The following is a 12,823-nucleotide window of genomic DNA, read 5'->3' on the forward strand; positions in this document are numbered from 1 at the left end:
TTCCGGGGCCGGGCCGCTCGACGTGTCGTGCCGGGCGGGGCAGGGCCGGACAGGGTCGTCTGAGCCGTCAGACGCCGCCCAGCAACGCGGCGAGCCCGCTGTCGAGATCACCGCCGAGGTCTTCCTGCCCGCGCGGCACGGCCGCGTCACAGCGCCGCAGGAAGTACCGGAGTTCGGCGCGGCGCAGCTCGACCAGCGCCATGCCCTCGGGGGTGTGCAACTCGAGCATCGTGTGGACTCGGCCGCCCGGCCACAGTCGGACGTCGCCGTCGCCCGCCGGCGCGTGCAATCCGGCGCGCAGGAGCTCCCGAGCGAACACCCAGTCCACCTCCGCGCCGTCCAGGGAGGATTCGGCGGGGAAGCTGGCATGGATCGCGAGCGGGTCGGCGCGGTCGTAGCGCAGTACGGCGGTCAGCGGGAGCGCGGCAGTCGTGCGGACGATGAGCCGGGCCTGAACGGGCTGCACGAGCACATCGGACATCCGGTTCTCCTCTGGTTGTGCGGGTGAAGGGGGAACGAGCCCCGCCGTCGGTCCTGTTCCCTCTTGCCCTGTCAGACGCGCCGGGCCCGTCACGAGTCACGACACGGACGGGGTGAGCTGCACCACAAGCGGCGTACGATCGGGGTGAACCGCCCCGCCACGGGCACGTTCCCCCGGGGTGCCCCGAAAGACCAGCGGTTAACCGCACCGGCAGCCGATCGCCTTGGCGGGTTCGCTTGCCGCCCTGTTCCGGGTTCTGTGGGTACGGCTCGTGCCCATGGAGTCCGCTCGCCCTCCGGACGACCCGACCGCCTGTCCGGAGTTCCGTGGGTGCCCCGCGAGTGAGCATGGGGTCTCCCCAAGCCGGAGGCCGAGGGGACGGGCGCGCCGATGTTGAAAGTGACGAGACCAAACGGAGCGAGCGTGCGAGCGAGTGCAGCGTCGAGGAGTGTCGACACCGGGTTCGAGCGCCCGGAGGCGAACCGAGCGCGTGTGGAGGGCACCACGGCCGACGGTTTCCAGCCCGTCCGGGACGCGTTCGCGGCAAACTTCACCGAGCGCGGTGACACGGGCGCCGCGCTCGCCGTCCACCAGGACGGACGTCTCGTCGTGGACCTGTGGGGCGGCGAGCGGTGCGGTGACACGGGCGCCGCGCTCGGGACGACGGGAAGCGCCCCGCGCGGGGAGCAGCCGCAGCCGTGGACCGCGGACACCGTCGCGCTGCTGCGTTCCGCCAGCAAGGGCCCGGCAGCGGCCGTGCCACAGCTGCTCCAGCAGCGCGGCACGCTGGACCTGGACGCGCCCGTCGCCGCGTACTGGCCGGAGTTCCGTGCCGCCGGCAAGGATCGGGTGAGCGTACGGCAGTTGCTCGCGCATCGTGCGGGCGTGCCGGTGCTCGACCGGCCGCTGAGCCTGGCCGAGGCGGTGGACGGCGTCAGCGGTCCGCGCGCGGTCGCCGCGCAGCCGCCCGTATGGGAACCGGGCGCGGCGCACGGCTATCACCCGCACACCTTCAGTTGGCTGTTGGACGAGTTGGTGCTGCGGGTGACCGGGCGGACGCTGGGGCGATGGTTCACTGAGGAGCTGACCCGACCGCTGGGCCTGGACCTGCACTTCGGCCCGCCGTCCGCCGTGGCGTCCCGTACGGCCCGACTGCGGAGCGTGCCGGCGCCCGCGCCGGTGGCCGGGAGCGGACCGCGGGTGCGGCCCAAGTCGACGGTGACGCACGCCTATCGGGACCCGGGGTCGCTGACCCGCCGGGCCTTCGGCGCGGTGGACCTCGCCCGTACGGCTGGCCCCGGTGCCGTCGTCGGCCCAGCCGCGGGCCCGGCTGCCGGCGCGACCGCGAACACCGCCGCCGACCAGCCGCCGACCGACGAGAACCACCCGGCCTACCGCGCCTCCGGGCTGCCTGGCGCGGCCGGGATCGGCACCGCGCGTGCGCTGTCCGCCTTTTACGCCATGCTGCTCGGCCCGCTGGAGGACGGGACGCCCCGGCTGTTCACGCCGGGGACGCTCGCCGCCGCGAGTACTGCGGAATCCGTCGGTCCGGATCGCGTACTGGTCGTGCCCACCCGGTTCGGCCCGGGCTTCATGCTGCACAGTCCGGCCTCGCCGATGCTCGGTCCGGGCTCCTTCGGACACCCGGGCCGTGGCGGGTCGCTGGCTTTCGCGGACCCGGAGTCGGGCGTGGGTTTCGGGTATGTCACCGCCGCCATGCAGCAGTCGGTGACCTCCGATCCGCGCACCCAGGCGGTGCTACGGGCGCTGCGCGGCTGCCTCGACCGCTGAGCCCGCGTACGGGCGCCCGGCACATGGGGGCCGGGCTCCCGCGTGGCCGGTACGGATCGTCCCCGCGCTCCTTGGAGCATCCGGCGGGAGGTGAGGGACACCCCGGGCAGGCGGGGCGTACGCCGATGCCCGACCCCGTCGTCGTCGGTCGACAGCGCCTCCGGCCGCCTCCCTCCGCCGCCTTGGCCGGACTTGGGCACCGACACCCTCCTTTTCCCACTCACCCACCGCCGGACGCTCTTATGCTGGGCCGATGAGGCGAGTTGCTGGGTACGCCGCGCTGGTCACCGGCGCGGGACGGGGCATTGGCGAGGCCATCGCGCGACGGCTCGCGGCGGAGGGCGCGCGGGTGTTGGTCACCGATCTGGACGGCGAGCGGGCGGCGGACGCCGCACGCGCCATCCGCGAACTGGGCGGGGACGCCGCCGGCCTGGCATGCGACGTGACCCGACGGTCCGCGGTGGACGACGCGGTGGAGCATGCCGTACGGCTCTACGGCGGGCTGGACGTGCTGGTGAACAACGCGTACGCGTGCGGCAAGGACGCGGCGCTCTTCGAGGACGAGACGGACGAGGACTGGCTGCGGGACCTCGACGCCACGCTGAACGGACCGTTCCGCTGTGCCCGCGCGGCCATGCCGCATCTGGCCGCGGCCGAGGGGCGGGGCGCCATCGTCAACATCGGCTCGGTAAACGGCGAGCAGGACTTCGGCAACCATTCCTACAGCGCCGCCAAGGCCGGACTGGCCGGGCTGACCAGGACGTTGGCGGGCCGCGGTGCCGCGCGCGGGGTGCGGGTCAACCTGGTCGCGCCGGGAACGGTCGCCACCCACGCCTGGGACGACCGGCGGCCCGCGCTGGAACGGGCCGCGACGGAGTACCCGTTGGGCCGGGTCGGGCGGCCGGACGACATCGCCGCGGCCGTCGCGTTCCTCGCCTCCCCGGACGCCTCCTGGATCACCGGGGTCACCCTGCCGGTGGACGGCGGCCTGCTGAACAGCAACCTGGGCCTGCGCCGGGCACTGCTGGGGGAGACCGGCGACTGACTCAGGCTCCGAGCGGGACGGCCGTACGGTCTCCCGGCCGGTGCCGCCGTGTCAGCCCAGCAGGGTCGCGCCCGCTGCCGGGGCGGTCGCCGTACGGACGTCCCGGCAGGTGCCGGAGCCCAGCAAGGCCGCCGCGACCGCGTCCGCCGACTCGACGTCCGGTACCAGGAACGCGCAGGTCGGGCCGGACCCGGAGACCAGACCGGCCAGCGCGCCCGCGGCGTCTCCGGTGGCCAGGGTGTCGGCGAGGGCGGGATACAGGGAGAGGGCGGCGGGCTGTAGTTCGTTGACGCACCGCGGCAGGCCGGTCGCCTGGGTCGTACGGTCCGCAGCGCCCGCCGTGTCCGTATCGCCGGTCAGGGCCGCGCCCAGGGCCCTCGCGTCACCCGCGCCGAGCGCGTCCAGCAGCGCGCGGGAGGGCTCGGGCGCGGGCAGGTCGGTGACCGTGGCACCGCCGCCGGACGCCTCCCGCAGCCGGTCGCACTCGCGGTAGACGGCCGGGGTGGCCAGCCCGCCGTCGGCGAGGGCGAACACCCAGTGCAGCGTGTCCCCGACCGGCAGCGGAGCCAGCCGCTCGCCCCGCCCACGCCCCAGGGCCGCGCCACCCAGCAGCGCGAACGGCACGTCGGAGCCCAACTCGGCGGCCAGCTCCAGCAGTTGCTCGCGCGGCGTACGGGTGCCCCACAGCGCGTCACAGGCCAGCAGCGCCCCGGCCGCGTCCGCGCTGCCACCCGCCATGCCACCCGCGACCGGGATGTCCTTCGCGATGTGCAGGTGTACGCCCGGCGCCGGCAGGCCGTGCCAGGTGGCGAGCGCGGTGGCGGCGCGAGCCGCCAGGTTGCTGTCGCCCAGCGGCACCCGCTCGGCGTACGGGCCGCTGACGCTGATCCGCGGCGTGTCCGCCGGGGTGGCGCTGACCTCGTCGTACAGCCCGACGGCCAGGAAGACGTTCGCCAGGTCGTGGAAGCCGTCCGGGCGTCGGCCGCCGACGGCGAGCTGGACGTTCACCTTGGCCGCTACCCGCGCGGTGACGGTGCCGGTCATGGGTTCTCTCCCGTTCCCCGCCGCCGCTCGGCCGGCGAGCGGGCGGGCAGCTGTTCCGCGATGCGGGCGAAGTCGTCCACGGTCAGTGCCTCTCCCCGCTCCCGGGCGGGAATCCCGGCCGCCGTCAGCGCGGCCTCGGCCGCTGTCGCGGAGCCGGCCCAGCCCGCCAGCGCGGCCCGTAGCGTCTTGCGGCGCTGCGCGAAGGCCGCGTCGACGACGGCGAACACCTCAGCCCGGGTGGCGGTGGTGACCGGCGGCACCCGTCGCCGGAGCGCGACCAGCCCGGAGTCGACATGGGGCGCGGGCCAGAAGACCGTACGCCCCACCGCGCCCGCGCGGCGTACCTCGCAGTACCAGGCCGCCTTCACCGAGGGCACTCCGTAGATCCGGGAGCCCGGCGCCGCAGCCAGTCGGTCGGCCACCTCGGACTGCACCATGACCAGGGTGCGTTGGATACCGGGGAAGGTCTCCAGCAGGTGCAGCAGGACGGGCACCGCCACGTTGTACGGCAGGTTGGCGACCAGCGCGGTGGGCGCCGGCCCGGGGAGTTCCCGCACTCGCAGCGCGTCCGCCCGTACGAGGCTGAACCGTTCGGCCCGGCCGGGCAGCCGCCGCCGTACCGTGTCCGGCAGAGCCTCGGCCAGCACGGCGTCCACCTCCACGGCGACCACCGAGGAGGCGGACTCCAGCAGCGCCAGGGTGAGCGAGCCGAGGCCGGGGCCGACCTCCAGCACGACGTCGTCCGGGCGGACCTCCGCGGTCCGCACGATACGGCGGACGGTGTTCGCGTCGATGACGAAGTTCTGGCCGCGCTGCTTCGCGGGCCGTACGCCCAGGGCGGCGGCGAGCGTGCGTACGTCGGCGGCGCCCAGCAGCGGATCGGCGGGGTCGGGCTGCTCGACGGGGCCGGCCTGGTCGGCCTGGCGGGTTTGCTCGGCCTGCTCGGCGGGGTCGCCCGGGTCGGCGGGCTCGGGGGCGGAACTCACCCGTGCAGCTTACGGGGCGCGCGAGCAGTGTCCGCGTTCGCGCCCGCCTCCGCCCGGGTTCGCGAGCAGTGTCCGCGTTCGCGCCCGCCTCGCGGAACCGCTCAGGGCCGCTGGTAGCCGAACGCGCGCGCCGTGTTGCCCGCCACCTGCTCCGCCAGCGTCTCCACCGGCACGTCCCGGACCTCGGCCATCGCGCGCAGCGTGACCGGGATCAGATACGGCGCGTTGGGTCGTCCGCGATACGGCGTGGGGGTCAGGAACGGCGCGTCCGTCTCCACCAGCACCAGCTCAGGCGGCGCGACGGCGAGCGCGTCCCGCAGGGACTGGGCGTTCTTGAAGGTGACGTTCCCGGCGAAGGACATGAACCAGCCGTTCTCCGCGCACACCTCGGCCATGTCCGCGTCGCCGGAGTAGCAGTGGAAGACGGTCCGCTCCGGCGCGCCCTCCTCCCGCAGGACGCGCAGCACGTCCGCGTGCGCGTCCCGGTCGTGGATCACCAGCGCCTTGTCCAGCCGCTTCGCCAGCGCGATGTGCGCCCGGAAGGAACGTCGTTGCTCCGCCTGCCCGGCCTCGTCCGTACGGAAGTGGTCCAGCCCGGTCTCTCCCACGGCCAGCACCTGCGGCAGCTCGGCAAGCCGCGCGATCTCCTCCAGGGCCTCGTCCAGCGCTTCCGGACCGCCGTCCGCCGCGATCCGTGGCGCCTCGTTCGGATGCAGGGCCACGGCCGCGTGCACCGCCGGCTGCTCGGCCGCGAGCCGCGTGGCCCAGCGGGCCCGTTCCAGGTCACAGCCGATCTGCACGACGGTCTCCACGCCGACCGCTGCTGCCTGCCGCAGCGCCTCCTCGACCGAGGGTTCCTGCATGTCCAGGTGCGTGTGCGAGTCCGCGACCGGCACCGGGAGAGGCTCGGGCAGCGGCGGAGGCACGGATCGGGCGGTGTTCGGCATACCGTGATGATAGGCGGCCCGCTCCGGCCCCACCCCGCCCCACCGGCGGCCGTCTCCCGTACGGGCGCCGGTACGCCGTGGGGCAGGCCGGCGCCGGCGCGCGTCAGCCGCCCGACTGCGCGCTCTCGGCGGCGGCCACCCTGCCGGACCGCATGATCCGCAGCAGGTGCCCGTCGCAGTTGACGCAGGTGGGTTGGGTGAGCGGCGACGGGACCCGACGCCCGTCCGAGTAGTAGGTCACGATGGGCTCGCCGTCCGGGCCGGTGCGGTGCTCGATGTCGTACGTCTGCTCCCAGCCGTAGCCACACTTCATGCACGCGAAGCTGTACGCCTCGTGGGCGGTGTCGTCCGAGTCCTCGCCGAGCGTGCTGGTGTGCCGTGTCCGGGCACTGACCTCATCCATGGCGGCTCCTTCCTACGAGCAGACAGCTGACCACACCCAGTGGACTCCTCGGTTCGCTCCCGCGCAGCCCCCAGGCTGCGTTGTTGGGGCAGTTTTGGTCCGTATAGAGGGAGTGTGTCCTGCTCTGCGGTTCGAGCTTTACCTTCCAGGCTAGTCCTTTGCCCCGCGCTTGGTACGGGCGTCGCGCCCGCCCCGGTTCAGCGCCCGTCCGCCGCGCCGGTTCACGAGGCCCCGCCCGGTCGCCCGTACGCCTGGCCCGACCGCCCGCACCGTAGGGGCACGCGCCCCTATTCCGCCGGCCGCCCTTCCGCTCGCTGCTTCGCCGCGACCACCGCGTCGAAGACCGTACGCTTCGGCACCCCAGCCTCCTCGGCGACCGCCGCGATGGCCTCCTTACGCCGCTGGCCCGCCTCCTCACGGTTCGCGACCCGGCGGGCCAGCTCCGCCGGGACCAGCTCCGTGCCGTCCGCCTCGGGAGCGCCGGCGACCACGACAGTGATCTCGCCACGCACGTCCCCGTCCGCCCACGTGACCAACTCGCCCAGCGGGCCGCGGCGTACCTCCTCGTAGGTCTTGGTCAGCTCCCGGCACACCGCTGCCGGGCGGTCCGCGCCGAAGACCTCGGCCATCGCGGACAGCGCCTGGCGCAACCGATGCCGTGACACGAAATAGACCAGGGTGCGCCGCTCCGTCGCCACCTCCCGCAGCCGGGCCAGCTGCTCGCCCGACTTGCGCGGCAGGAAACCCTCGAAGCAGAACCGGTCCACCGGCAGCCCGGACAGCGCCAGCGCGGTGAGGACGGCGGACGGCCCCGGCAGCGCGGTGACCCGCAGCTCGCGCCGTACGGCGGCGGCGACCAGGCGGTAGCCCGGGTCCGAGACGGAGGGCATGCCCGCGTCGGTGACCAGCAGCACCCGGGCTCCCGAGGCCAGCGCCTCCACCAGCTCGGGCGTACGGGACGACTCGTTCCCCTCGAAGTACGACAGCACCCGCCCCGTGGGGCGTACCCCGAGGGCACCGGCCAGCCGGCGCAGCCGGCGGGTGTCCTCGGCGGCGATGATGTCCGCCTCGGCGAGCTCGGCGGCCAGGCGGGGCGGCGCGTCGTCGGGGTCGCCGATGGGCGTGCCGGCGAGGACGAGGGTTCCGGATTCCACGGGCAACATCCTGGCAGTGGTGGTGGGCGTCGGACCGCCATGGTTCCCTACGATGTCCCGGTGACCACCAGCCACCCCGCCACCGAGGCCGAACCCGGCGCCACGGGCAGCACCGGCGCCGACAGCACTGGCGCCGACAGCACCGGCACGGAGCCGACCAACTGGCTGGCGCGGCTGCGCCGGTACGGCTACGCGCCACTGCCCCGGCAGGGAGTCACCCAGCGGCTGGTACGGCCGTACCCCGCGCCCTCGAACCGACTGCCCGTCCGGCTCGGCTGCCCGCCCCGCCTCGCGGACTGGCTGACCCGTTGGTCCGGATGGCTCGGGCCGGCGCTGGTGGCGCTGGTCGCCGGGGTGCTGCGGTTCTGGCGGCTGGGCTCGCCGCACGCGGTGATATTCGACGAGACGTACTACGCGAAGGACGCCTGGTCCCTCTATCAGCTGGGTTACGAGGGCAGTTGGCCGGACAAGGCGGACAAGGCCATCCTGTCCGACTCCGGGAGCGTCCCGCTGTCGGACGCCGCCTCGTACGTCGTACACCCGCCGGTGGGTAAGTGGATCATCGGGCTCGGCGAGTGGATGTGGGGCCTCGATCCGTTCGGGTGGCGGTTCATGACCGCGCTGCTCGGCACCCTCTCGGTGTTCCTGCTCTGCCGGATCGGCCGCCGGCTGCTGCGCTCCACGCTGCTCGGCTGCCTCGCCGGCGGGCTGATGGCCGTGGACGGGCTGCACTTCGTGATGAGCCGGGTCGCCCTGCTGGACCTGGTGGTGATGTTCTGGGTGCTGGCCGCCTTCGGCTGCCTGCTCGTCGACCGGGACCGCACCCGCGCGCGACTCGCGGCAGCCCTGCCGGCCGACCCGGAGGCCCGTACGGACGTGGGCGATCGTACGGACGCGGAAGCCGGTGTGGGTCGGGAGGCCCGACCGGACGCCACGATCGCCGAACGCTACGGCCTGGGCGCGCGCCCCTGGCGGATCGCCGCCGGCCTCTGCCTCGGCCTCGCCTGCGCCACCAAGTGGAACGGCTTCTACGTCCTCGCCGCCTTCGGCCTGCTCACCGTCCTGTGGGACGTCGGCGCGCGGCGTACGGCGGGCGCTGGCCGCCCGTTCCGGGCGATGCTCCGCAGGGACGCGCTGCCCGGCTTCGTCTCGCTCGTACCGGTCGTGCTGCTGACGTATCTCGTCTCCTGGACCGGCTGGTTCGTCACCGACGACGGGCACTTCCGGCAGTGGGCGGAGAACGAAGGCGCGCAGAGCAGCTGGAGTTGGGTGCCGGGGCCGCTGCGCAGTCTGTGGCATTACCAGGCCGAGGTGTACGAGTTCCACGTCAACCTCACCTCCGGCCACACCTACGACTCCAACCCGTGGAGCTGGCTCGTGCTGGGCCGGCCCGTCTCGTACTTCTACGAGTCCCCGAAGGCGGGCGAGGACGGCTGCACCGCCGCCGAGGGCTGCGCCCGCGAGGTCCTGGCGCTCGGCACCCCGTTGCTGTGGTGGGTTGCGTGCTTCGCCCTGGCGTACGCCCTCTACCGGTGGCTGCTGCGCCGGGACTGGCGAGCCGGGGCGATCCTGTGCGGGGTGGCGGCCGGCTACCTTCCGTGGTTCATGTACCAGGACCGCACGATCTTCTACTTCTACGCCGTGGTCTTCCTGCCGTTCCTGTGCCTCGCGGTGGCGATGCTGGTCGGCGCGCTGGCGGGGCCGCCGGGGGTGACCGAACGGCGGCGCCTGTTCGGGGTGGTGGGCTCCGGTGTGCTGGTGCTGCTGATCATCTGGAACTTCGTCTACTTCTGGCCGCTCTACACCGGGGAGCCGATCCCGATGAGCGACTGGCAGGACCGGATGTGGTTCGACACCTGGGTCTGAACAGGCTCGGCGTCGTACGCCGCTCGTGGCCGGGACTGATTGTTCATCAAGTGACCACGCTGCGAAGGGCTATTCGGTACTGTGACGTGATCAGGATAACGATGGTCACTCGCTGGGTTGTTGGGAGGCTGGCTCCACGTGTGGAGACAGTGGCACCTTGAATAAGAAGTCAATTCCTTGGGTGGTTTCTCTTTCCTTCTTGATTGTGTCTGGTTGTTCCTCGATGGATGAGAAAAACAGCGGCGATCTGGCACCGCGGAACAGTGGCACAATGCAGACGCAGACGGAGAAGAAGTCGAGTGAGCTCCTCGACATTATGGATCTGCAAGGAAAGGTGACCGAGCCGGGTGCGATTGTCGCGCCATGCTCCGACTACCCGTCAGAGGACGGTGTGATCCGGGCGCCGCATCCTTGGAGCCTGTACGACGTACCGGTGGAAAGAATGCGGGAAGGGATGGACCGTCTCAGGGAGAAGTTGCCGAAGTCGGGCTGGCGGATCACCAAGGACGGAACGGATAGCAGCCGTTCCAAGAGTCCACAGATCATCGCTGACTCTACCGACGGAAAGTACTCGGCTGACATCAGGTTCTGGGAGGAACCTGAGTCGAGTGATGAGGAATCCATGATCGTCGTCACGGTCGTGTCGAGCTGCTTCCGGAGTCGGTGACCGTCCGTCCCGAGGAGTCGCGGTCATCGGTTACTACCCCGTTCCCGGTACGGCGCCGCCGGAACCCCCCGTGCACCTGCCCACGCCGCCCAACGCGCGGAACGGGCGGCCGGGTTGTTCCGCGAGCTGCCGCTCCGTGCCAAGAACGGAACCCCCGTACGGGTTTTCACTTCGGTGCCCTAGGGTCTGACCGACACCTACGGCCAGCCGGGCCGCGGGGTCGGGCGGAGGTTCAGTTCGGATGCGAGACAGCCAGCGGATGGCGGTGCTCGGCGGAGTCGCCGCTGCCATCGTGGGAGCGGCCGGATTCGGGGCGTACGCCCTGGTCGGAGGTGATGACGGAGGCGGGGACGACGGCAGCGTGTCGGCCTCCGGAGACGGCGAGAACCCGGGACCGAAGCGTACGGGCCCGCCCACCGCCAAGGAGGTCCGGCAGACCGCCGAGGACTTCCTCGACGCCTGGTCGGGCGGCGACCTCAAGAAGGCGGCGAAGCTCACCGACGATCCGGCGGCGGCTCGTAAGGCGCTCGCCGGGTTCCGTGAGGACGCGTACGTCGACAAGCTCGCCCTCGCTCCGAAGAAGCCCGCCAAGGCCGAGGTGTCGTTCGGGGTCGACGCCCGGATCGCGTACAAGCAGCAGCGCGAAGCCTGGTCGTACGACTCCGCGTTGACGGTTACCCGGGCCAAGAGCGGTGACGCCGTGGTGCGTTGGGAACCATCCGTGCTGCATCCGAAGCTCAAGGACGGGCAGACGGTCAAGACCGGCGCGGCCGAGACGGCGCCCATCAAGGCGGTGGACCAGAGCGGTCAGGCGATCACCAAGGAGGACCACCCCTCGCTCACCGGGGTGTTGGCCGACCTGCGCGAGCGGTACGGCGACAAGACGAACGGCACTCCCGGCATCGAGACCCGGATCGTCGACGCCAAGGGCAAGGACACCGGCACCACCCTGCGCACCCTCTCCAAGGGCGAGCCCGGCACTCTGGAGACCACCCTGGACCTCGGGGTGCAGCAGGCGGCGGAGAAGGCGATCGCCGACAAGGACAAGGCGTCGGTGGTCGCGGTCAAGCCCAGCAGCGGCGAGATCCTCGCCATCGCCAACGCCCCGGCCACCGGCTTCAACACCGCCCTGCAGGGCTCGTACGCGCCCGGCTCCACCATGAAGGTGATCACCGGCGCGATGCTGATGGACAAGGGGCTGGCGGATCCCGCCAAGCAGCATCCGTGCCCGAAGTTCTTCAGCTACGGCGGCTGGAAGTTCCAGAACGACGACAAGTTCGAGATCAAGAACGGCACGTTCGCCCAGAGCTTCGCCCGCTCCTGCAACACCGCGTTCATCAGCCAGGCGCCCGAGCTGGAGGACGACTCGCTGACCAAGGAGGCGCGCGACGTCTTCGGCATCGGGCTCAACTGGCAGGTTGGTACCACCACCTTCGACGGGCGGGTGCCGGTGCAGTCGGACGCGCAGATGGGCGCCTCGCTGATCGGGCAGGGCGGGGTGCGTATGAACCCGCTGAACATGGCGTCCGTGTCGGCGACGGTGAAGTCCGGGCAGTTCAAGCAGCCCTACCTGGTGTCCCCGGAGCTGGACGACCGGAAGCTGGCAAAGGCGCCCCGCGCCATGGACCCGGGGACCGCCAGCGAGCTGCGCGAGCTGATGAAGCTGACCGCCACCAGCGGCACCGCCGCCAAGCCGATGGCCGGCAGCTCCGGTGACTTCGGGGCCAAGACCGGCTCGGCGGAGGTCGGCGGCCAGAAGAAGCCGAACGCCTGGTTCACGGCCTACAACGGCGACATCGCCGCCGCCGCGGTGGTGCCCAACTCCGGTCACGGTGGCGAGTTCGCCGGCCCGGTGGTGCGCGAGGTGCTGGACGCGGGCTGACCGGGACTGACCCCGGCCGGACGGGACCGGACGCGCGCTGGCCGGCCCCGTTACGGGCGCGTCCCGTGCGGGGCCGCTGCCGGCCCCTACGCCGCCCCCNGCGGATCTGCGGGACTTCTCCGCGGACTTCGTCTCCGGGACCGTCGGCCCGCTGCTGACCGAGCCCGGTCTACAGCTCGTCAAGGGCACGTACGACCGCCCGCTCGGCGACCGCCCGCAGGACGGCGGCCGGGTCACCGAACTGGTCGCCCGGCCGCTGCTCAACCTGCACTGGCCCCGGCTCGCCGGTTTCGTACAGCCGCTCGGCGGGGAGTACGCGGCCCGCCGCACGCTGCTGGAGCGGCTGCCGTTCCCGGTCGGCTACGGCGTGGAGCTGGGGCTGCTGGTGGACGCGTTGCACACGGTCGGGCTGGACGCGCTGGCCCAGGTCGACCTCGGCGTGCGCCGGCATCGGCACCAGGACGGGCAGGCGCTCGGGCGGATGGCGGCGACGATCTACCGCACGGCGCAGGCGCGGCTCTCCCGCGGGCAGCTCGTACGGCCGGAGCTGGTGCAGT

General features: G+C 72.6%; 11 protein-coding genes and 1 pseudogene. 6 read left to right on the plus strand and 6 right to left on the minus strand.

Annotated elements, in window-relative coordinates; genetic code table 11:
- Positions 1–67 precede the first annotated feature (67 nt).
- A complete protein-coding gene (locus tag AN216_RS03815; RefSeq protein WP_070195157.1) occupies positions 68–481 on the minus strand; it encodes an SsgA family sporulation/cell division regulator in 414 nt (137 codons plus the stop codon).
- A 423-nt stretch (positions 482–904) separates the two neighbouring features.
- Here AN216_RS03815 and AN216_RS03820 point away from each other — a divergent pair, with 423 nt between their 5' ends.
- A complete protein-coding gene (locus tag AN216_RS03820; RefSeq protein ID WP_420855683.1) occupies positions 905–2,272 on the plus strand; it encodes a serine hydrolase domain-containing protein in 1,368 nt (455 codons plus the stop codon).
- 253 nt (positions 2,273–2,525) lie between these two features.
- Positions 2,526–3,317: an SDR family NAD(P)-dependent oxidoreductase gene (locus AN216_RS03825; RefSeq protein ID WP_070195159.1), complete on the plus strand. Its 792-nt coding sequence runs from the start codon at positions 2,526–2,528 to the stop codon at positions 3,315–3,317.
- Between the two features lie 51 nt (positions 3,318–3,368).
- Here the strand turns inward: AN216_RS03825 and AN216_RS03830 are convergent, their stop codons facing one another.
- The 5 genes from AN216_RS03830 to rsmI form a co-directional block, all read right to left on the minus strand.
- Complete coding sequence (locus AN216_RS03830) at positions 3,369–4,361, minus strand: 4-(cytidine 5'-diphospho)-2-C-methyl-D-erythritol kinase (protein WP_070195160.1); 993 nt, start codon at positions 4,359–4,361, stop codon at positions 3,369–3,371.
- Entirely contained in the window at positions 4,358–5,236 is an 879-nt protein-coding gene (rsmA, locus tag AN216_RS03835) for a 16S rRNA (adenine(1518)-N(6)/adenine(1519)-N(6))-dimethyltransferase RsmA (RefSeq protein ID WP_070195169.1), read from the minus strand. Before rsmA ends, AN216_RS03830 begins: the two co-directional genes overlap by 4 nt.
- A gap of 212 nt (positions 5,237–5,448) precedes the next feature.
- Complete coding sequence (locus AN216_RS03840) at positions 5,449–6,294, minus strand: TatD family hydrolase (protein WP_070195161.1); 846 nt, start codon at positions 6,292–6,294, stop codon at positions 5,449–5,451.
- A gap of 103 nt (positions 6,295–6,397) precedes the next feature.
- Entirely contained in the window at positions 6,398–6,697 is a 300-nt protein-coding gene (locus AN216_RS03845) for a hypothetical protein (protein ID WP_070195162.1), read from the minus strand.
- A gap of 287 nt (positions 6,698–6,984) precedes the next feature.
- Positions 6,985–7,851, minus strand: a complete 867-nt coding sequence (rsmI, locus tag AN216_RS03850; RefSeq protein WP_420855684.1) for a 16S rRNA (cytidine(1402)-2'-O)-methyltransferase — start codon at positions 7,849–7,851, stop codon at positions 6,985–6,987.
- 39 nt (positions 7,852–7,890) lie between these two features.
- On the opposite strand from rsmI, the gene AN216_RS03855 reads away from it, so the two are divergent.
- The 4 genes and pseudogenes from AN216_RS03855 to AN216_RS03870 form a co-directional block, all read left to right on the plus strand.
- The gene (locus AN216_RS03855) at positions 7,891–9,717 is read left to right on the plus strand and encodes a dolichyl-phosphate-mannose--protein mannosyltransferase (RefSeq protein WP_070195164.1); all 1,827 of its coding nucleotides are present in this window, start codon (positions 7,891–7,893) and stop codon (positions 9,715–9,717) included.
- 157 nt (positions 9,718–9,874) lie between these two features.
- Positions 9,875–10,384 (plus strand): hypothetical protein, encoded by a 510-nt coding sequence (locus AN216_RS03860; protein ID WP_244502303.1) that lies wholly within the window; start codon positions 9,875–9,877, stop codon positions 10,382–10,384.
- A 241-nt stretch (positions 10,385–10,625) separates the two neighbouring features.
- Positions 10,626–12,266, plus strand: coding sequence for a penicillin-binding transpeptidase domain-containing protein (locus tag AN216_RS03865; protein WP_170843017.1), 1,641 nt, complete (start codon positions 10,626–10,628; stop codon positions 12,264–12,266).
- Between the two features lie 100 nt (positions 12,267–12,366).
- A pseudogene (locus AN216_RS03870) lies at positions 12,367–12,823 on the plus strand (glycosyltransferase family protein); the annotation flags it as partial.

It is taken from the genome of Streptomyces oceani (assembly GCF_001751245.1).
In the GTDB taxonomy this organism is placed as follows: Bacteria; Actinomycetota; Actinomycetes; order Streptomycetales; family Streptomycetaceae; genus Streptomyces; species Streptomyces oceani.